The 17011-nt window shown below is 61.9% G+C and carries 18 protein-coding genes; 3 read left to right on the top strand and 15 right to left on the bottom strand.

Features of this window, described 5'->3' with window-relative positions; all coding sequences use genetic code 11:
- Window positions 1-328: 328 nt before the first annotated feature.
- Genes NVB75_RS09845 through NVB75_RS09810 form a run of 8 tightly spaced genes read right to left on the bottom strand, consistent with a single transcriptional unit; the run spans window position 329 to window position 6482 of the window.
- A complete protein-coding gene (locus NVB75_RS09845) occupies window positions 329-1276 on the bottom strand; it encodes a metal ABC transporter solute-binding protein, Zn/Mn family (protein ID WP_258347010.1) in 948 nt (315 codons plus the stop codon).
- On the bottom strand, window positions 1276-2175 hold the full coding sequence (locus NVB75_RS09840) for a metal ABC transporter permease (protein ID WP_258347008.1): 900 nt from the start codon (window positions 2173-2175) through the stop codon (window positions 1276-1278). Before NVB75_RS09840 ends, NVB75_RS09845 begins: the two co-directional genes overlap by 1 nt.
- Window positions 2172-2918, bottom strand: coding sequence for a metal ABC transporter ATP-binding protein (locus NVB75_RS09835; protein WP_258347007.1), 747 nt, complete (start codon window positions 2916-2918; stop codon window positions 2172-2174). Before NVB75_RS09835 ends, NVB75_RS09840 begins: the two co-directional genes overlap by 4 nt.
- A complete protein-coding gene (locus tag NVB75_RS09830; protein ID WP_063028374.1) occupies window positions 2915-3835 on the bottom strand; it encodes a metal ABC transporter substrate-binding protein in 921 nt (306 codons plus the stop codon). The genes NVB75_RS09835 and NVB75_RS09830 overlap by 4 nt, the downstream gene beginning before the upstream one ends.
- Window positions 3836-3860: 25 nt before the next feature.
- A complete protein-coding gene (locus tag NVB75_RS09825) occupies window positions 3861-4421 on the bottom strand; it encodes a DUF6162 family protein (RefSeq protein WP_258347006.1) in 561 nt (186 codons plus the stop codon).
- Window positions 4418-4747, bottom strand: a complete 330-nt coding sequence (locus NVB75_RS09820; RefSeq protein ID WP_258347005.1) for a hypothetical protein — start codon at window positions 4745-4747, stop codon at window positions 4418-4420. The genes NVB75_RS09825 and NVB75_RS09820 overlap by 4 nt, the downstream gene beginning before the upstream one ends.
- Window positions 4744-5283 (bottom strand): thiamine pyrophosphate-binding protein, encoded by a 540-nt coding sequence (locus tag NVB75_RS09815; RefSeq protein WP_167663539.1) that lies wholly within the window; start codon window positions 5281-5283, stop codon window positions 4744-4746. The genes NVB75_RS09820 and NVB75_RS09815 overlap by 4 nt, the downstream gene beginning before the upstream one ends.
- Complete coding sequence (locus NVB75_RS09810) at window positions 5280-6482, bottom strand: PepSY domain-containing protein (RefSeq protein WP_258347004.1); 1203 nt, start codon at window positions 6480-6482, stop codon at window positions 5280-5282. The genes NVB75_RS09815 and NVB75_RS09810 overlap by 4 nt, the downstream gene beginning before the upstream one ends.
- Window positions 6483-6733: 251 nt before the next feature.
- Here NVB75_RS09810 and leuC point away from each other — a divergent pair, with 251 nt between their 5' ends.
- Window positions 6734-8155, top strand: coding sequence for a 3-isopropylmalate dehydratase large subunit (gene leuC, locus NVB75_RS09805; RefSeq protein WP_258347003.1), 1422 nt, complete (start codon window positions 6734-6736; stop codon window positions 8153-8155).
- Window positions 8152-8766, top strand: a complete 615-nt coding sequence (leuD, locus tag NVB75_RS09800; RefSeq protein WP_258347002.1) for a 3-isopropylmalate dehydratase small subunit — start codon at window positions 8152-8154, stop codon at window positions 8764-8766. The genes leuC and leuD overlap by 4 nt, the downstream gene beginning before the upstream one ends.
- 861 nt (window positions 8767-9627) lie before the next feature.
- Here leuD and NVB75_RS09795 read toward each other — a convergent pair.
- From NVB75_RS09795 to soxR, 5 genes are all read right to left on the bottom strand, one after another.
- Window positions 9628-10542: a LysR substrate-binding domain-containing protein gene (locus NVB75_RS09795; RefSeq protein WP_226478050.1), complete on the bottom strand. Its 915-nt coding sequence runs from the start codon at window positions 10540-10542 to the stop codon at window positions 9628-9630.
- A 191-nt stretch (window positions 10543-10733) separates the two neighbouring features.
- On the bottom strand, window positions 10734-12038 hold the full coding sequence (dctA, locus tag NVB75_RS09790; protein WP_003207293.1) for a C4-dicarboxylate transporter DctA: 1305 nt from the start codon (window positions 12036-12038) through the stop codon (window positions 10734-10736).
- Window positions 12039-12136: 98 nt separating this feature from the next.
- Window positions 12137-13012 carry an alpha/beta fold hydrolase gene (locus tag NVB75_RS09785; RefSeq protein WP_258347000.1) on the bottom strand — a complete coding sequence of 292 codons (876 nt, stop codon included), beginning with the start codon at window positions 13010-13012 and terminating at the stop codon, window positions 12137-12139.
- Window positions 13013-13250: 238 nt separating this feature from the next.
- Window positions 13251-13712: a VOC family protein gene (locus NVB75_RS09780; protein ID WP_258346999.1), complete on the bottom strand. Its 462-nt coding sequence runs from the start codon at window positions 13710-13712 to the stop codon at window positions 13251-13253.
- Between the two features lie 90 nt (window positions 13713-13802).
- Window positions 13803-14243, bottom strand: a complete 441-nt coding sequence (gene soxR, locus NVB75_RS09775; protein WP_258346998.1) for a redox-sensitive transcriptional activator SoxR — start codon at window positions 14241-14243, stop codon at window positions 13803-13805.
- 90 nt (window positions 14244-14333) lie between these two features.
- Between soxR and NVB75_RS09770 the strand changes: the two genes are divergently transcribed.
- Complete coding sequence (locus NVB75_RS09770; RefSeq protein WP_258346997.1) at window positions 14334-14696, top strand: antibiotic biosynthesis monooxygenase; 363 nt, start codon at window positions 14334-14336, stop codon at window positions 14694-14696.
- On the opposite strand, the gene NVB75_RS09765 is transcribed toward NVB75_RS09770, so the two are convergent.
- Window positions 14688-15791, bottom strand: coding sequence for a sigma-54-dependent Fis family transcriptional regulator (locus tag NVB75_RS09765; RefSeq protein ID WP_010166567.1), 1104 nt, complete (start codon window positions 15789-15791; stop codon window positions 14688-14690). The two genes, NVB75_RS09770 and NVB75_RS09765, sit on opposite strands and share 9 nt — an antisense overlap.
- An 11-nt stretch (window positions 15792-15802) precedes the next feature.
- A complete protein-coding gene (locus NVB75_RS09760) occupies window positions 15803-16990 on the bottom strand; it encodes an acyl-CoA dehydrogenase family protein (protein WP_258346996.1) in 1188 nt (395 codons plus the stop codon).
- Between the last annotated feature and the right edge of the window lie 21 nt (window positions 16991-17011).

The following is a 17011-nucleotide window of genomic DNA, read 5'->3' as shown; positions in this document are numbered from 1 at the left end:
CGCCGTGTCAGTCACTGTATGTGTTGACTGTCACACCGCTTTCGCGAGCAAGCCCGCTCCCACATTTGCTGTGTTTCGTCTGTGAGAGGCGCGTTATAGCGCCTTGATCACCTGATCCACATGGCCTTCCAGCTCTGCCGCCTGCACCGCATCGCTTGGCTTGCGGGTTCGCGGGCTGACCCAGACCTCGGGCACAACACAGATCCTAATGTGGGAGCGGGCTTGCTCGCGAAGGCGTCGTGTCAGTCACTGTATGTGTTGACTGTCATACCGCTTTCGCGAGCAAGCCCGCTCCCACATTTACTGTATTTCGTCTGTGAGAGGCGCGTTATAGCGCCTTGATCACCTGATCCACATTGCTTTCCAGCTCTGCCACCGGGTCGGCGCCATCGGTGTCCAGCACCAGCAACTTCGTCCCGCCCGCCGCAACAGCTGCCTGCACTGCATCGCTTGGCTGGCGATGATGCAACACCACTGCTACTTCATTTTCCTTCAAGCTTGCAGTCAGTTGTTGCAACGCCTCGGGTGTCCATTCGGTATCAGCCCGCGCATCGGTGCTGACCAGTTCCAGGTTCAAGCCACTGACGAGATAACCAAAATGATCGCTCAGGCTGACCACCGTCAGGTTGTCGGCCTTGGCCAGTCGCGCCTCGCTGTCGGCGGTGAGCTTGAGCAGGCGTTGCTTGAGGCTGGCCAGGTTGGCCTCGATCTGCGGCTTGGCCTCGGGGGCCAGACGACTCAGGTCGGCGGCCATCACATCGGCCATGCGGCCCATGTTGTTGCTCGCTTGCCACGGCTGGCTGTTCAAACCGTCAATGGCGCCCGGTTGTACGGCAATCCCCGGCAAACCACCGTCCACCGGGCGGGCAGCGTCGACTTCGACGATGCGGATGTTACTGCGCCGGGCCACCGGGTACAGCGGGTCGTCGGGCCACAACGAGCGCAGGCCGATGGCCGCGTCGGCGTCCAGGGCCAGGGTATTCAATGCCTGTGCACCGCGCCCGGTGAAATAGGCGACTTGGCGCGAGCCGGGCAGGTTGGCCGGTGCCGCGCGTTCAAGTTGCACATCGGTACCTTTGAGCAGCACCTGCGCCAGGCCGTAAGTAATCGGCAGCGCCGCCAGTACTTTCACCGGCTTTAACCCGTGGGCGTTGTTCAGGGCAGCATGGCCAACGCCTTGGTTGGCGGTGGTCTGCAACGGCTTGACGCCGTCGGCAGCGAACGCCGGTGTGGCGATTGCCAGGGCCAGCAGCAGTGGTCGAAAAATCGGGCGCATTATCCAAAATTCCCTTTCAGGCTGGGGACCGTGCCGCGAGCGATGGCGGCGAGGGCGAAGGCGATACCGGCTACCAGAATGATTGCGGCACCGGACGGAATCGGCAGGTCGAAGATGATTGGCAGCAGGATCCCGCACAGGGTGCTGACGGTGGCGATCACCACCGAGATCCAGAAGAAACCCTTGAGCGACTGGCTCAACAGGCGTGCGGCGGCCGCCGGAATCACCAGCAACGCACCCACCAGGATCGCGCCGATGACCTTGACTGCCGCGACGGTGATCAGCGTCACCAGGATCACGAACAGATAATCCAGAGTCTTCACCGCTACCCCGCGCACCGCCGCCAGTTGCGGGTTGAAGCTGGCCAGCATGATGCGGTTGTACAGCGGCAGGGCCAGGGCCATCACCAGTGAGCCGACAATCGCCAGCACCAGCAGGTCATTACCGTTCACTGTCAGCACCGAGCCGAACAATACGTTTTCCAGGATGTGCACGTTGATCTTGCCCGCCAGAATCAGCAGCAGGCTCGCGCCCAGGGCCAGGGACACCGACAGGAACACGCCGATCAAGGTGTCGGGCGCCAGGCCGGTGCGGTTGCGCAAGTAGTTGAGCAGGATCCCGAACAACAGGCAGTAGCCAAACAGGCTGCCGTAAGGCCCGGTGTAGGGTTCACCCAGCAGAATGCCCACGGCCACGCCGGTCAAGGCGGCATGGCCCACCGCTTCGGAAAAGAACGCAAAGCGCTTGACCACCACCAGGGTGCCCAAACCGCCCAGCACCGGGCCGATCAGCAGCCCGGCCAGCAGCGCGTTGACCACAAACCCATAGGCCAGTGCTTCCGGCAAATACCCGGAAGACGCCCAGCCCTGGACCGTCAAGCGAAAGGCTTCGTAGCTCATAAGGCCGGGCTCCGTGGGTGGGTGGAGAACAGGGTCAGCAGGCGGTCCGGGGTCAGCGCCTCCTTGGGCGTGGCGTCGAACAGCACGCGGCGGTTCAGGCCGGTAACGCGGTCAGCCAGGCGGCCGACGGCTTCCAGATCGTGTTCGATCCACAGCACGGTGATCCCGGCCTGGCGCCAGTCGTTCAGCAGGCGCTCGAACACCTGGATGCCGGCTTCATCCAGCGCCGACATCGGTTCGTCCAGCACCAGCAATTGCGGCGCCGGGATCAAGCCCTGGGCCAGCAGCACCCGCTGGCGTTCACCGCCAGACAACGCGCCCATGCGCCGTTTGCGCTTGTCCTGCATGCCGACCCGCTCCAGTGCGTCGCCAATCGCGGCAGCGTAGTGCTTGGACAAACCGAGAAACGCCGGACGCCGCTGGCACATCGCAGCCATGAAATCGTCGACGGTCATCGGCAAGCCCCGGTCGAACTCCAGCGCCTGGGGCACGTAGCCGATGGTGCCGGGTGCGTCCGGCCAGTGCAGGCTCAACTGGCCCAGGTGCGGCGTTTGCCCCAGCAGGGTCTTGATCAGCGAGCTTTTGCCGCCGCCGTTGGGCCCCACCAGCGCATGAATACTGCCAGGCTGGACCTGGAAGCTCACCGCGTCGAGGATCACGGTACGGCCCAGGGTCAGTGCCACATTTTTGAAGTCGAGGGTCGGGCCAACGCTGGCCACGCTCAAGTGTTCAGCCGCCGTCATGCCCCGGACTCCTGAATCGCCCGCACCACGGTATTGAGGTTGCCGGTCATTTCCACTTCGTACTTTTCTGCGCTGTAGTCGCCATAGGAGATGTGCGACAGCGGGTACAGTTTCACGCCGGATTCACGCTGGATGGTGTCGACGTAGCTGGACGGGAAATCCATCTCCGAGAAGATCACTTTCACGTCCAGCTCCCGCAGTTGGTCGATGGTTTTCTTCAACTGGCTGGGACTTGGCTCGATGCCGTGGGCCGGTTCCACCACGGCAGTGACTTCCAGGCCGAACTCTCGCAGCAGGTAGTCATACGCCGCGTGCACCGTGGCCACCCGCAGGTCAGGGTTGGGTGCGCTGGTGAGTTTGGCCAGGGCGTCGGCGCGCATCTGGCGCAGGCGCTTGCCGTAGGCCCGGGCGTTCTGGGTGTAGGTCTTGGCGTTGTCCGGGTCGAGCTTGCCCAGTTCCCGGGCGATGTTATTCACCTGGGCAATCGAGGCGCTGATGGACAGGAAGGTGTGCGGGTTGACCACCTTGCCGGCACCGCGCGCGGCGTTGCCGGTGGCGGCCAGCAGCGGCACGTTGGCGTTGGCTTCGATCACCGGGATGTCCGGGCGCTCACTGGTGGCGATCATGCGGTCGGCGAAATCGTCATGGCCGACACCATTGAGCACGATCACATCCAGGGTGCCGATGCGCTTGATGTCTTCGGCACGGGGCTCGTAGGCGTGGGGGTTGAAGCCGGCCGGAATCAATGGCACGACTTCAGCTTTGTCGCCGACGATATTGGCCACGTAGCTGTAATAAGGATGCAGGGTGATGCCGATGCGCAGGCGTTTGGCAGGGTCGGCACTGGCGAACGGGGCCAGCAGCACGGTGATCAGGCCGACCAGCAGCAGGCGTAATAATGGAGATGAAATAGACATGGTCTTCTCTCGCTACAGCGTGAATTCAATGGCGATGCTGGCGGGTGACACCGGCATCGAATTGCGCGACCACTTGCTGCCAGCCCGCGTTGATCAGCGCCTGGTCAGTGAGGTCGGTGGGGGCGGTGAGGTTGGCGCTGCGGTTGAGCCAGATATCCGGCTCGGCACCACGGACGCGCATCAACAACGAACCGCTGAGGTCCGGTGTCTGGCTCAGGCCCAGGTAGGCCGCGTCCAGCAACTGCCAGCGGTGGTCGCCGCGGCTCACCGAGCTGGCGTCCTGGGCGAAGGGCGCAAAACCTTCCTCGGCCAGTTGCTCAGGCGTTGGCAGGGCGCTGTGTTCTTCCTGCAGCAAGTGGATTTCATCCAGGGTCACCCGCAGGTCGGCGTAGATGCCTTGCTCGGCGGCGCTGAGGTCGCGGCGGGCGTCCAGTTGGTGACTGGGCACGGCGGCGATCTCCTGGCTTTCACCGCGCAAGGCCACCACGGTGCCGGCAACGGCGAGGATGATCAGGCACAACAGCAGGACATACAGGGTTTCGTGGCCGGCACCGGCAGGGCGCACGACTTGGGTTGTGCGGCTCATTGGGGCTGGATATCCGCTTGGTCGATTTCCACCACGTGGCCGGGGCCCGCGTCAAACAACACGTAGAACTCGGCGGAGGGTTTCTTGAAGGTCAGCGTCGAGTCTTCACCCAGCTTGCCGGGCACCAGGATGGTTTCGTCATAGCCGATCACATCCAGGGTCACGCCTGGGGCGCCGCTGCCATCGGAGAAACCGCCGGTGCACTGGATCTGCTCGCCGGGGATTTCCTTGCATTCGCACATCGGGTTGTGGGCCAGGGCAACGGTACTGAAACCGGCACTGAGGATCAGCGCGCCAACAATGCGGGCCAGTTGCGGCAAAGTCATGGTTTAACTCCTCGTTTTTTCAGCCAGTCGATGGTGGCCGGCGATGCCTGGCTCAAGGGAACGGACGCCTGGTGCATGGCGCCGTCCCAGCCTTCCATGGTGATCCACACTTCGGCGTCCAGTGGGGTGCGTTCGGGGATCGGCAGCATGGCGCCCATGCGATACGGTGTGCCGAAGAAGATCACCCCGGCGGCCCGCAGGCTGCGAGGCTTGCCGATGCGCAGGTAGGTGGCCTTGACCTGGTCGATACAAGTGGCGCACAGGGCGGCATTGAAGGATTTCATCGGGCCCGCCGGGTCGGGGCGCGGGGCCTCGTTACGCAGTTCGGCGAGCTTCACGCTCCACGGGCCGACCTGCACTTCGCCGATCTCCCGCTCGCCAAGACCGCTGTCACCGCGAAACAGCGCGGCGTCGGCAAAGTACTTGGGCATAAAGCCCAGGGGCACCAGAATCAGCAGGATATTGATGTGGAAGCGCCACTTGAGCCAGAAGGCGCGCAGGGGAGAGGGCGGGTTAATCGTCGTGGCCTTGTTCATCGGTTGCCCTCCGTGGTTTCAGCCAGTCCAAGCGGATTTTCCTGCGGTTGCCGGCGCACCTTGGCGCTACGCTTGAGTGCGTTGAGCGTGGCCAGCGCCGTGCGTTTGCTCCAGATCAGCAGACCGCTCAAGACCATCATGCTCAGTACCAGACCGAAGAAGAACCAGATCATCTTGATCCACAGTCCGCCGAAATCCCCGGTGTGCAGCGGGCGCATGGATTCGGTGACGAACTCCAGGCCGGAGCGGTCGGACAGCAGGTGCGAGGCGGCGATTTCGCCGTTGTAAGGGTTGATTTGCGCGGTTTGGTACATCAGTGGGTACCAGCCCCTGCCTCCAATCATCAAATGGCTATAGGCCGTCGCCGGCAGGCTGACGAAACTGGCTTCCAGGCCTGGAATGCGCTGGGTGGCGATGTCGATTGCCTCATCCAGGGGAATCATCGGCGCGCGCACGCCTGGGCTGGACAGTGGCACCTTGTCCCGGGTGATCACCGGGACAATTGGCTCACTGGAAATCGAGATCTGATTATCGAAAAGAATCGCCTGAATCAGAAACCAGGTGCCGGTTATGGAAATGACGGCAATAAACCAGATCGACCAGATGCCGCTCAATCGGTGAAAGTCGCCCCAGAAGATTCGCGCACCGTGGTTAAAGCGCAAGGTTGGCTTGAAGAAGCCTTTCCAGAAACGCTTGTAGACCACCAGGCCCGTCACCAGCGAGGCCAGCAGCGGCAAACCCAGCAACGAGACCAGGTACCAGCCCCAGCTGAAACCGTTGGTGAACGGCACCAGCCACCAGCCGTGCAGTGCGCGGGTAAATTGTTGGAAGTCGAACGCCGGGGCGATCCCCTGGATCACCCCGGTATAGGGGTTGACGAACACTTCTACGGTTCGCCCGTCGGGATAGGCCACGTTCGACGTCAGGGCGAAATGCGACTCGTCGGGGCGGCTCAGGGATTTGACGATGGTCTGCGGCTCGGCGCGGTTCATGGCCTTGATGACTTGTTCGTAGCTGAGCAGTTCGGCGTCGTCCGATGGCTTGCTGGCGCGGATGTCCGGGTTGGCCAGCCAGACGATTTCCTGGCTGACCACCGCCAGGGTGCCAGTGACACAGACGATCAGCACAAAGAACCAGATGGGCAATGCCAGCCAGCTGTGCACGAGAAACCAGAGTTTTGAGCGTGACTTCTTCGACATGTGAATGAGGGTCTTGATCGGAGGGGGGCAGTAAAGGCCCGGAAAACGCCACCCGTAGCTTTTGCTGACGCGAGCGGCTGTATCTAAGTTAAGACGGATGAGAAATGCAAAACCCTAAGGCGGATATGAAAGCAAATGTTTCGAATAGCCATTCATGCAACACGAAACATGTTCCGAGTCATCACCAAGGCGGGATTGATGGGGCGGGGGCGCTGCCTATGATGGAGCCATACCGTTGAGCGAGCCCCATAATGACTTCTGCCAGAACCCTCTACGACAAACACATCGATTCCCACACGGTGTGCCGCCTGGATGACCAGGGCCATGTGCTGCTGTATATCGACCGCCAGGTCATCAATGAATACACCAGCCCGCAAGCCTTCAGCGGCTTGCGTGAGGCAGACCGTGGCGTATGGCGCCCCGGCACGGCGCTGGCGGTGGTCGACCATGTGAACCCCACCACGCCCAAGCGCATCGCGACCATGCCGGATGCGGGCGGCGCGCGCCAAGTGTCGTACCTGGCGGAAAACTGCCGGGACTTCGGGATTGAGCTGCTGGATATTCTCGACAAGCGCCAAGGCATCGAACACGTGATCGCCCCGGAGCAGGGTTTTATCCTGCCAGGCATGGTGATTGCCGCCGGCGACAGCCACACCACCACTTACGGTGCCTTGGGCGCGTTCGGCTTTGGCATTGGCACCTCGGAAATCGAGCATTTGCTGGCTTCGCAAACCCTGGTCTACAAGCGCTTGAAAAGCCTGCGCGTGACCGTGGACGGCGAACTGGCCCACGGCCTGACTTCCAAAGACGTAATCATGGCGCTGATCGGCAAGATCGGCGCTTCGGGAGCCACCGGCTACGCCATTGAGTTTTGCGGTTCGACCATCGATGCCCTGAGCGTCGAGGCGCGCATGACCATCTGCAACATGGCGGTGGAGGCGGGCGCCCGCGGTGCCTTCATGGCGCCGGACGAAAAAGTGTTCACCTACCTCAAGGGCAAACCCCGCGCGCCGAAGGGCGAGTTGTGGGAGCACGCCCTGGTGGGCTGGCGCCAATTGCACTCGGATGCCGACGCGGTGTTCGACCTCGAAGTGCAACTGGACGCCACCGCCCTGGAACCGATGGTCACCTGGGGCACCAGCCCTGACCAGGCCGCGCCCATCGGCGCCCGCGTGCCGGACCCGCAAGACGTCAGCGACCTGATCCTGCGCCAGGACATGCGCCGCGCCCTGAACTACATGGGCCTGGAAGCCGGCATGCCCCTGAGCGAGATCGTCATCAGCCATGCGTTTATCGGCTCCTGCACCAATGCCCGCATCGAAGACCTGCGGGATGCGGCCAGCGTGGTGCGCGGCAAACACGTGGCCGACCATGTGCGGGCGATGATCGTGCCGGGCTCCACCGAAGTGCGTGACCAGGCCGAAGCCGAAGGCCTTGCTGCGATCTTTATCGAGGCCGGGTTTGAATGGCGTCAGTCCGGGTGCTCGATGTGCCTGGCAATGAACAACGACGTGCTGGAGGCGGGCGACCGCTGCGCCTCCAGCACCAACCGCAACTTCGAAGGCCGCCAGGGTGCGGGAGCCCGCACACATCTGATGAGCCCGGCCATGGTTGCCGCCGCCGCGATCACTGGGCGCCTGACGGATATTCGCCATTTTGGAGAGCGCACATGAGCTTGCAACCTTTCACGCGGGTCACCGGCAAGGCCGCGCCGATGCTGGCGGCCAACATCGACACCGACGTGATCATGCCCAAGCAGTTTCTCAAGGGCATCGACCGTAACGGGCTGGATCGTGGGTTGTTCTTTGATTTGCGCTTTTTGGCGTCGGGTGAACCAAATCCGGAGTTTGTGCTGAACCAGTCGGCCTGGCAGGGCGCGAGCTTTATGGTGGTGGGACCGAATTTTGGCTGTGGTTCCAGCCGGGAGCATGCGGTGTGGGGGTTGAAGCAGATGGGGATTCGCGCGCTGATCGGCAGTAGCTTTGCGGGGATTTTCTATGACAACTGCCAGCGTAACGGGGTGTTGTTGATCACGCTGGAGGAGGCGGTGTTGCAGCGGTTGGGGCAGATGGTGAGTCAGCCTGAACAGGCGCTGATCAGTGTGGATCTTGAGGCGCAGGAAATTCTTTTGGCGGACGGGCAGGTGATTGGGTTTCAGATTGATACGTTGCGCAAGACTGCGTTGTTGTTGGGGTTGGATGCTATCGGCACGACGTTGCAGCGCAGTGAGCAGATCAAGGTGTTTGAGCGGGGGCATTTGGCGGCCAATCCTTGGCTGGGGTGATAGTGAAATTGCGTACATATCCGTTAGTTAGGTAACGGCCACTTATGGTTTCGCTCTTACAGCGACTCACTTTGGAAAAGCCCCAAAGTAAGCAAAGGGCTCTGCCCCGCCTGTCGGCGCCTCGCTAGGGCTCGGCGTTCCCTCACTCCGGCATTGCTCCGCGGGCCGCCGCGATGGGCCATCCCTGGCCCAGCGCGGCTAAACCGGCGTCCTGCCGGTTTACCCGCTCCGCAATACCTGCGTTCGGCCTCGGGCTTATTGGGGCAGTCAGATCAAGATCAAAAGCAAAAGCAAAAGCACAGCGGCCTACCGGCCGGCTTGAGTGTTAAAAGCCGAGGCAAGATCCAGAGCGGACGCAGATCTGCTTTTCTGTGGGAGCGGGCTTGCTCGCGAAAAACCTGAGAGCGCCGCGTTCATCCAGAATGCCCGCGTCATCGTTAACGACCTTCGCGAGCAAGCCCGCTCCCACATTTTTGACCGTGCCCGCTTTAGATTTTGATTTGGCTTGTGCTCTTCAACACTCAAGCCGGCCGGGAGGCCGCTGTGCTTTTGCTTTTGCTTTTGATCTTGATCTTGATCTTGATCTTAGGCGCCCCGTTAAACCACGCTGGCCGAACGCAGGCTTTGGAGCGTGGGTAACCTGGCAGGACGCCAGGTTAGCCGTCCTGGGCCAGGGATGGCCCATGACGGCGGCCCACGGTCCAAAGCCGGAGTGAGGGCACACCGAGCCTAGGCGAGGTGCCGAGTGGTGGGGCAAGAGCGTTTTGCTTACTTTTGCGCTCTTCAAAAGTGAGCCGCTGTAAGAGCGGAACCATCAGCGGCCGTTACCGCAGCAACGGATATGCACCCAACCCCGACACGCTAAATCGACAACCCCTTGAAGTGCTCCTGCAAAAACTCCACACACGCCCGCAACTTTCCGGAGTAGGCCAACCGCGTCGGGTACACCGCCCACACGTTGGCGCTCTGGGTGTAGTCGTGCAGCACCTGCACCAGTTTCCCTTGTTCCAGCAGCGGCTTCACATCCCACATCGAACGCAGCAACACCCCACGCCCATCAAGTGCCCATTGCAAAACAATTTCGCCATTGTTGGACGACAGCGGTCCCCGCACACGCACGCTGTCCTGCACGCCATCACGCTCCAGGTGCCAGATGCCAAAGGCGTTATCCCGCTCCTTGAGCACCAGGCAATCGTGCTGTTCCAGGTCACTCAAGTGCTGCGGTGTGCCACGGCGTTCAAGGTAGGCGGGCGCCGCACACAGCACCCGCCGGTTACTCACCAGCCGGCGACCGATGTGTTGCCCAGGGATGTCGTCGCCCACGCGAATCTCCAGGTCGAAACCTTCGCTGACGATATCCACCACCCGGTCGAACAGGTCCAGGCGAATCTCCAGGTCCGGGTATTGTTCGGCCAATAGCGACAAGGCTGGCGCCACATGGTTACGGCCGAAACCGAAGCTGCTGCACAAATGCAGGTGACCGCGCGGGCTGTCGTGGGCGTCGGAAAGCTCGTCGGACAGTTGCTGGAAGTCTTCGAGAATACGCACGGCCCAACGCTGCACCCGTTCACCGTCTTCCGTTAGGGCAATGCGGCGGCTGGTGCGGTGCAGCAGGCGAGTGGCCAGGGTGGTTTCGAGAATCTGGATACGCTTGCTGACGTAGGCCGGGGACAACCCCAGCTCGTCGGCAGCCGCAGCAAAGCCGGCCTTGCGGATCACGGTCAGGAATACCCGCAGGTCTTCAGGTAGGGGCACGGTATCTTTCTTGTTGTTCATCAGAAACAGGCGTGGCGGCATGAACCGCCAGAATAGCACCGGTGTGGCGAGGGAGCTTCTGTGGTGAGGGAGCTTGCTGTGGCGAGGGAGCTTGCTCCCGCTGGAGTGCGCAGCGCTCCCATCTTTTTTGGGGCCGCTACGCGGCCCAGCGGGAGCAAGCTCCCTCGCCACAGGGGATTGGTGTTTAAGGGTTACTCGGCGGCGATCTTCGCCTGGGCGGCGGCCCGTGCATGACGGCCATGCTTGAGGGCGATGGGGGCCATTTTCTCGCGATCCAATTCACCTTCCCACGCTGCCACCACCAGCGCCGCCACGGCGTTGCCGATGATATTGGTCAGCGAACGGCACTCGGCCATAAAGCGGTCGACACCCAGGATCAGCACCATCGCCGCCACCGGCACCGTGGGCACCACCGCGAGGCTGGCGGCCAATGCGACAAAACCTGCACCCACCACCGCACCGGCACCTTTGGAGGTAAGCATCGCCACTGCCAGCAGGGTCAGCTGTTGCTCCAGTGTCAGGTCGATATTGGTCGCCTGGGCCAGGAACAGCACCGCCAGGGTCATATAGATGTTGGTGCCATCCAGGTTGAAGGTGTAGCCAGTGGGCACCACGATCCCCACCACGCCTTTGGACGCGCCGAGGCTTTCGAGTTTCTGGATCAGTTGCGGCAGGGCCGATTCGGATGAACTGGTGCCCAGCACGATCAACAGTTCGGCCTTGATGTAGGTCAGCAGCTTGAAGATGCTGAACCCCACATACCGGGCAATGCTGCCCAGCACCACGGCGACGAAGAAAAACGCGGTGACGTAAAACGTGCCCACCAGTTTCAACAGCGGCAGCAGCGAGCCCAGGCCGTATTTGCCGATGGTGAAGGCGATGGCCCCGAAGGCCCCGATCGGCGCAACGCGGCTGATCATCCCGACGATGCGGAAGAACACTTCGCTGGCCTGGTTGATCACGCCCACCAGGGGCCGGCCCTTCTCGCCGATCATCACCAGCCCGAGACCAAACAGCACTGACACAAACAGTACCGGCAGGATTTCGCCTTTGGAGAAGGCATCGAAGAAGGTCGTCGGGATCACATGCATCAGGAACCCGGTGACGCCTTCGCCGTGTTCGGCCTGGCCGACAAAACCGGCGATGGCCGAGGTGTCGAGGGTCTTCACATCAATGTTGAAGCCTACACCCGGGTGCAGCAGGTGCGCGGCCAGGATGCCGATCACGAGGGCAATGCTGGAGACGATCTCGAAGTACAGCAACGCCTTGCCGCCGACGCGGCCCACCTGCTTCACGTCGTGCATGCTGGTGATGCCGGAGACCACCGTGCAGAAGATGATCGGGCCGATGATCATCTTGATCAGCTTGATAAAACCGTCGCCCAAGGGCTTGAGGTCGATGCCCACCTGGGGCCAGTGGTTGCCGATCAACACGCCCAGCACAATGGCGATGATCACTTGCACATACAGGGTTCCCAGCAGTTTTCTGATTGTCATTTTTATTATCTCGAGACGTTTTTTGGGCAAGCCGCTCCCGTCGCAGGCTGTTTCAAGCCTGCGGGGCGGGAACGGTCAGATCAGCGGTGCATCAAGGCTCAGCGAAGGAAGGTCAGGACTTCGCCGAGCAACAGCTCAGGGACTTCTTCAGCGATGTAGTGGCCGGCCGGCAGGGCCTTACCACGTACGTCGGTAGCGACTTTCTGCCATTCCTTGAGAGGTTCGAAGCAGCGGCCGACGGTGCCTTCGGCGCCCCACATCACCAGCAATGGCAGTTCCAGGTGATTGCCTTTGTCGATATCGGCGCGGTCGTGCTCAAGGTCGATGCCGGCAGCGGCGCGGTAGTCTTCGCAGATGCCGGTGACGGTGCCGGGCAGTTTCAGGCAGCGCAGGTATTCGGCGAAGGCTTCGTCGGTGAACGGCTTGAGCCCGGCACTGCGGCTGCCCATGACGCTGCGCAGGTACAGTTCCGGATTGCCTTCGATCAGGCTCTCGGGCAGCGGCGCGGGGCGAATCAGGAAGAACCAGTGCCAGTAGGCGCGGGCGAAGGCTTCGTCGGTCTGGGCGTACATGGCCAGGGTCGGTGCGATGTCCAGCAGGACCATGCGCTGTACAGCCTTGGGGTGGTCCAGGGCCAGGCGATGGGCGACGCGGGCGCCACGGTCGTGGGCCAGTACCGAGAACTCATCGAAGCCCAGGGCCTTCATCAATTCGACGCCGTCGCGGGCCATTTCGCGTTTGGAATAGTGGGTGTGATGGTCATTGGCGGCGGGCTTGCTGCTGTCGCCGTAACCGCGCAGGTCGGCGGCGACCACGGTGAAGTGTTCGGCCAGTTGCTCGGCGACTTTGTGCCAGATGACGTGGGTCTGCGGGTGCCCGTGCAGCAGGAGCAGGCCGGGACCTGTGCCGCCTTTGCGGTAGCAGATGTCCACGCCGTTGACGTGGCGCTGGTCTTTTTGGAATCCGGCGAACATGGAATGACTCCTTGTGATGATTGCCTGCATCCTGAAATCACACGGCGCCTGGGGCAAGGGGGAAAGCGTGGAGGGGTTGTTCATGAAGTGTGTTGAAGCCCGATCTTTCAGGCAGTGCAGGCCAACTGTGGGAGCTGGCTTGCCTGCGATGCAGGCAACTCGATGTATCAGTCGCACCGAGGTGATGCCATCGCAGGCAAGCCAGCTCCCACAGTTGGGTTGTATCACCCAGGCGACTTCATCCTTGCTTGAACAACGCCTCGGCACGCTGGCGAACCTGCGCCTCGGTCAAATCCTCCTTGCGCGTAGCCAAAAACCACACATGCCCGAACGGGTCTTTCAGCGTCCCGGAGCGGTCACCGTAGAACTGATCCTTGGGTTCTGAAATCGCGGTGCCGCCGGCCTTGATGGCCTGGGCGAACTGTTGGTCGACGTCCTGCACATACAGATGCAGGCACACGCTGGGGTGTTCTTTTCCCGGGCTGCCAAAAGACATCTCGCCACAGGGTGAGGCCATCATGATCGCCGAATCTCCAATGCGCAGTTCGGCATGGCCGATCTTGCCGTCGGGCATGTCCAGGCGCATGACTTCGGTGGCGCCGAAGGCTCTCTTGTAGAACTCGATGGCCTCAGCGGCTTTTTCGATACCCAGGTACGGCGTGATGCTGTGATAGCCCTCGGGAATGGGTTTAACGCTCATATCGTTCTCCTTGATTGTGGTTATGGAGGGACGGCCTTTTCACTATAGGCCACGCCAATCAAGGGTTTTAGCGATGCCGACGAGGGGCGTTCAGCTGGGCTCCAACAGCTGAGCGCCAGGCCCGCGCTCACCGAGTACGTCGTCCTGATTGCGCAGCGGGCACGCCTCCAGCGACAGACAACCGCAGCCAATGCAGCCATTGAGCTTGTCCCGCAGCAGCATCAGCTTGTCGATGCGCTGGTCCAGGTCCTCACGCCACAGCGCAGACAGGCGCTCCCAATCGGCAGCGTTAGGCGTGCGGCCATCGGGCAGGGTTTGCAGTGCCTCATGGATCGTCGCCAGCGGGATGCCCAAACGCTGGGCAATCTTGATCACCACTACCCGGCGCAACACGTCCCGTGAGTAGCGCCGCTGATTGCCGGCGTTGCGGCTGCTCTTGATCAAACCCTTGGTTTCGTAGAAGTGCAGGGCGGTTACGGCCACGCCGCTGCGAGCCGCCAATTGGCCGACGGTGAGTTCTTTGGTGACCATAAAAAAGCCCTTGACCTTGACTTAACTAGAGGTTTTACCCTGCGTGGCATCGAATCGCAAGATTGTGCCTACAGTGAGAGGGGAATGTTCATGCAGGTATTAGAGAAGAGTCTGAGTTTTACCCAGATGGTCGAGTTCCAGATCGAACCTCAGCAGCAATCCGCGTTGGTAGCGGCCCTGTCATCCCAAAGCGAGCGTTTGGCCCAGGGTCATGGCGGCTTTATCAATGCCAGCGTGCAGGTCAGCGATGATGGACGCCGGGTGCTCAGCTACTTGCAATGGCGCTCACGCGAGGACGGTGAGGCGGCCTTTAAGTGTTTTGAGCACGGTGAAGAAGATTTCTGGACGCTGATACGCGCCCATCAAGCCACGGCGGTGACCTTCGGTTCGTTCCAGGTGCTGCGCAGTATCGAGCGCAGCCATGACAACGCTTTGCACTGCCGCCTAAATTGACAGGTGCAACATGCGCTCGCCCTGCACGTTCTCGCCGGGGCGGCGCTTGTTCACGGCCAGCTCGCCGATCTTGATCAAGCGGGTACGCGTCACGTTGCGGCTCAGGCCCAGCAGGTTGGCGGTGTGCACCTGGTTGTAATGGCTGAAGCGGTAGGCAGCGCGCAGCAGCGCATCCTCGACCTTTTCGTGCAAGGCCCCGGCCTGTTCCTCGAAGAGTTTTTGAAAGGCGCGTTCCAGCAGGGCTTCTGCGCTGTTGTCGATGCCATGCTGGCTGTCGTCCTGACGCTCGATGCGCATGTTCGACAGACGCAGGTCGTCGCGTTCGATCACGCCGTTGCGGCAGATCAGCAGGGTGTGATGAATCACGTTTTCCAGCTCGCGGATGTTGCCCGGCCAGCTGTAGCTTTTGAGTTTCTGCTCGGCCTCGCGGCTGATGGTGATCGGGCCGTAACCCAGGCGCTGGCTGTAGGCTTCGATAAAGTGCCGGGTCAGTGGCAGGATATCGCCGGGCCGATCCCGCAATGGGCTGAGTTCGAGGCTGACCACGTCAAGGCGGTAGTACAGGTCTTCGCGGAAATGCCCGGCGTTGATGGCTTTTTCCAATTGAACGTTGGTGGCCGCCAGTACCCGCACGTCGATGGGAATGCTTTTGCGTGAGCCCAGGCGCACCACTTCGCGCTCCTGGAGTACCCGCAGCAGCTTGACCTGAATTGCCATCGGCAAATCACCGATTTCATCGAGGAACAGGGTGCCGCCGTCGGCTTCCTCGAACCAGCCGGCCTTGGCGCTGAGGGCGCCGGTGAAGGCGCCTTTTTCATGGCCGAACAACTCGGCTTCCACCAGAGATTCGGAAAACGCGCCGCAGTTCACCGCCACGAACGGCCGATTGCGCCGCGCGCTGAGATTGTGGATATGGCGCGCCACCAGCTCTTTACCGGTGCCGGTTTCGCCGATGATCAGCACGCTGGCTTCGCTGGGCGCGACTTGCTGGATGTGCGCCAGCAGCGCCTGGGATTTCGGGTCTTCGAAGACCTGGGCCGTGGCGCGGATCGAGGTCGCAAGAGCGGGCGAGGGCGGTAAGGTTAAAAGCTGCATGGGCACCTCTTCTAGGAGTAGAACGTGGGAATCGGCAGGGACTGGTTCAACGCCCAGTCCCCCAGTTCGTGGAGTTTGTAGTCCACCGGATCGTGCAGGGTTTGCGTGCGCAGGTTGCGCCAGTGTCGGTCCAGGCGCAGGGAGGCGTGGGTGGAACGCGCGCCGGTGACTTCGAACAGGCGGCTGCACAGTTCCAGGCCGTTGCGGGTGGCGGCGACCTTGGCGGTGGCGATGGCGATGGCCAGTTCGCCGCGCTCACTTTCGCTGAGGCTCGGGCCCCTGGCCCAGGCCTGGTCCAGCAGCTCGGCGGCACGTTCCACCAGCAGGCGCACGCCTTCAAGGGCGACCCAGAATTCGCCGTAGTGGTTGAGTACATACGGGTCCTGACGAATGTCCTGCACTGTGGATTTATGCCAGGGCCGGGTTTCGGTCAGGGTGTAATTTCTTGCTTCTTCGAAAGCACCCTCGGCGATGCCGAGGAACATGTGGGTGAAGGTCAACTGGGCGATCAGCGGGCGCAGACAGGCGAAGGGTGTGCTCAGCGGGCCGGGATCGAGGAGCAATTCCGACTCCTCCACGCGTACCCGTTCGAAGCTGGCGCTGCCGCTGTCGGTCTGGCGCTGGCCAATGTTGTTCCAGTCATTGTGCAACGTGATGCCGCTGCGCCCGCTGGGGATGGCGGCGATCAGCAGCTTGCCGCCGGCGCTTTCATCCACCGCTGAGGCGATCAGCATTTCCGAGTCGCTGGCGCCGGAGCAAAAACTCTTCTTGCCGGAGAATTCGCGCCAGCCCTTGTAGGCCTTGACCACTGTGCGTGTGTCCAAGGGGTTGAGGGCGTTGCCCCAGAACCAGTTTTTGCGCGCGGTTTGTTCGAACCAGGGTTGCCATTGTTCCGGGCGGGAGAACAGCCGCACGGTAGCGAGCATCAGGTGATGAAAGCCGAAGACGTGGGCGATGGAGCTGTCGACCTTGGCGAACTCGCGAACGATCTCCAGGGTCTCGCTCCAGCGAGCGCCGAGGCCGCCGTATTGGGTGGGAATACTCAGGGCCAGCAAGCCGCTTTGGCGCAGGGCGTCACGTTCGGTCTTGGGTGTGCCGCCGCGCTCGTCCCGTTCGACGGCGGTGAGGGCGAATTCGGCGGCCAGCAGTTTGGCGGTCTGCAACGGTGAGGGCAGGACGCTGTTGGGTTTGGCTGTCACACGGGATTCCTCATGGTGTGC

Origin of the sequence: Pseudomonas sp. CBS (assembly GCF_024734645.1) — a bacterium.
GTDB lineage: Bacteria > Pseudomonadota > Gammaproteobacteria > Pseudomonadales > Pseudomonadaceae > Aquipseudomonas.
This window is presented reverse-complemented; position numbering and strand designations above follow the sequence as displayed.

Bases quoted from the DNA above. Each gene is read 5' to 3' on its own strand.
- NVB75_RS09845 (WP_258347010.1), bottom strand. From the start codon at position 1,276: ATGCGCCCGATTTTTCGACCACTGCTGCTGGCCCTGGCAATCGCCACA.
- NVB75_RS09840 (WP_258347008.1), bottom strand. From the start codon at position 2,175: ATGAGCTACGAAGCCTTTCGCTTGACGGTCCAGGGCTGGGCGTCTTCC.
- NVB75_RS09835 (WP_258347007.1), bottom strand. From the start codon at position 2,918: ATGACGGCGGCTGAACACTTGAGCGTGGCCAGCGTTGGCCCGACCCTC.
- NVB75_RS09830 (WP_063028374.1), bottom strand. From the start codon at position 3,835: ATGTCTATTTCATCTCCATTATTACGCCTGCTGCTGGTCGGCCTGATC.
- NVB75_RS09825 (WP_258347006.1), bottom strand. From the start codon at position 4,421: ATGAGCCGCACAACCCAAGTCGTGCGCCCTGCCGGTGCCGGCCACGAA.
- NVB75_RS09820 (WP_258347005.1), bottom strand. From the start codon at position 4,747: ATGACTTTGCCGCAACTGGCCCGCATTGTTGGCGCGCTGATCCTCAGT.
- NVB75_RS09815 (WP_167663539.1), bottom strand. From the start codon at position 5,283: ATGAACAAGGCCACGACGATTAACCCGCCCTCTCCCCTGCGCGCCTTC.
- NVB75_RS09810 (WP_258347004.1), bottom strand. From the start codon at position 6,482: ATGTCGAAGAAGTCACGCTCAAAACTCTGGTTTCTCGTGCACAGCTGG.
- leuC (WP_258347003.1), top strand. From the start codon at position 6,734: ATGACTTCTGCCAGAACCCTCTACGACAAACACATCGATTCCCACACG.
- leuD (WP_258347002.1), top strand. From the start codon at position 8,152: ATGAGCTTGCAACCTTTCACGCGGGTCACCGGCAAGGCCGCGCCGATG.
- NVB75_RS09795 (WP_226478050.1), bottom strand. From the start codon at position 10,542: ATGAACAACAAGAAAGATACCGTGCCCCTACCTGAAGACCTGCGGGTA.
- dctA (WP_003207293.1), bottom strand. From the start codon at position 12,038: ATGACAATCAGAAAACTGCTGGGAACCCTGTATGTGCAAGTGATCATC.
- NVB75_RS09785 (WP_258347000.1), bottom strand. From the start codon at position 13,012: ATGTTCGCCGGATTCCAAAAAGACCAGCGCCACGTCAACGGCGTGGAC.
- NVB75_RS09780 (WP_258346999.1), bottom strand. From the start codon at position 13,712: ATGAGCGTTAAACCCATTCCCGAGGGCTATCACAGCATCACGCCGTAC.
- soxR (WP_258346998.1), bottom strand. From the start codon at position 14,243: ATGGTCACCAAAGAACTCACCGTCGGCCAATTGGCGGCTCGCAGCGGC.
- NVB75_RS09770 (WP_258346997.1), top strand. From the start codon at position 14,334: ATGCAGGTATTAGAGAAGAGTCTGAGTTTTACCCAGATGGTCGAGTTC.
- NVB75_RS09765 (WP_010166567.1), bottom strand. From the start codon at position 15,791: ATGCAGCTTTTAACCTTACCGCCCTCGCCCGCTCTTGCGACCTCGATC.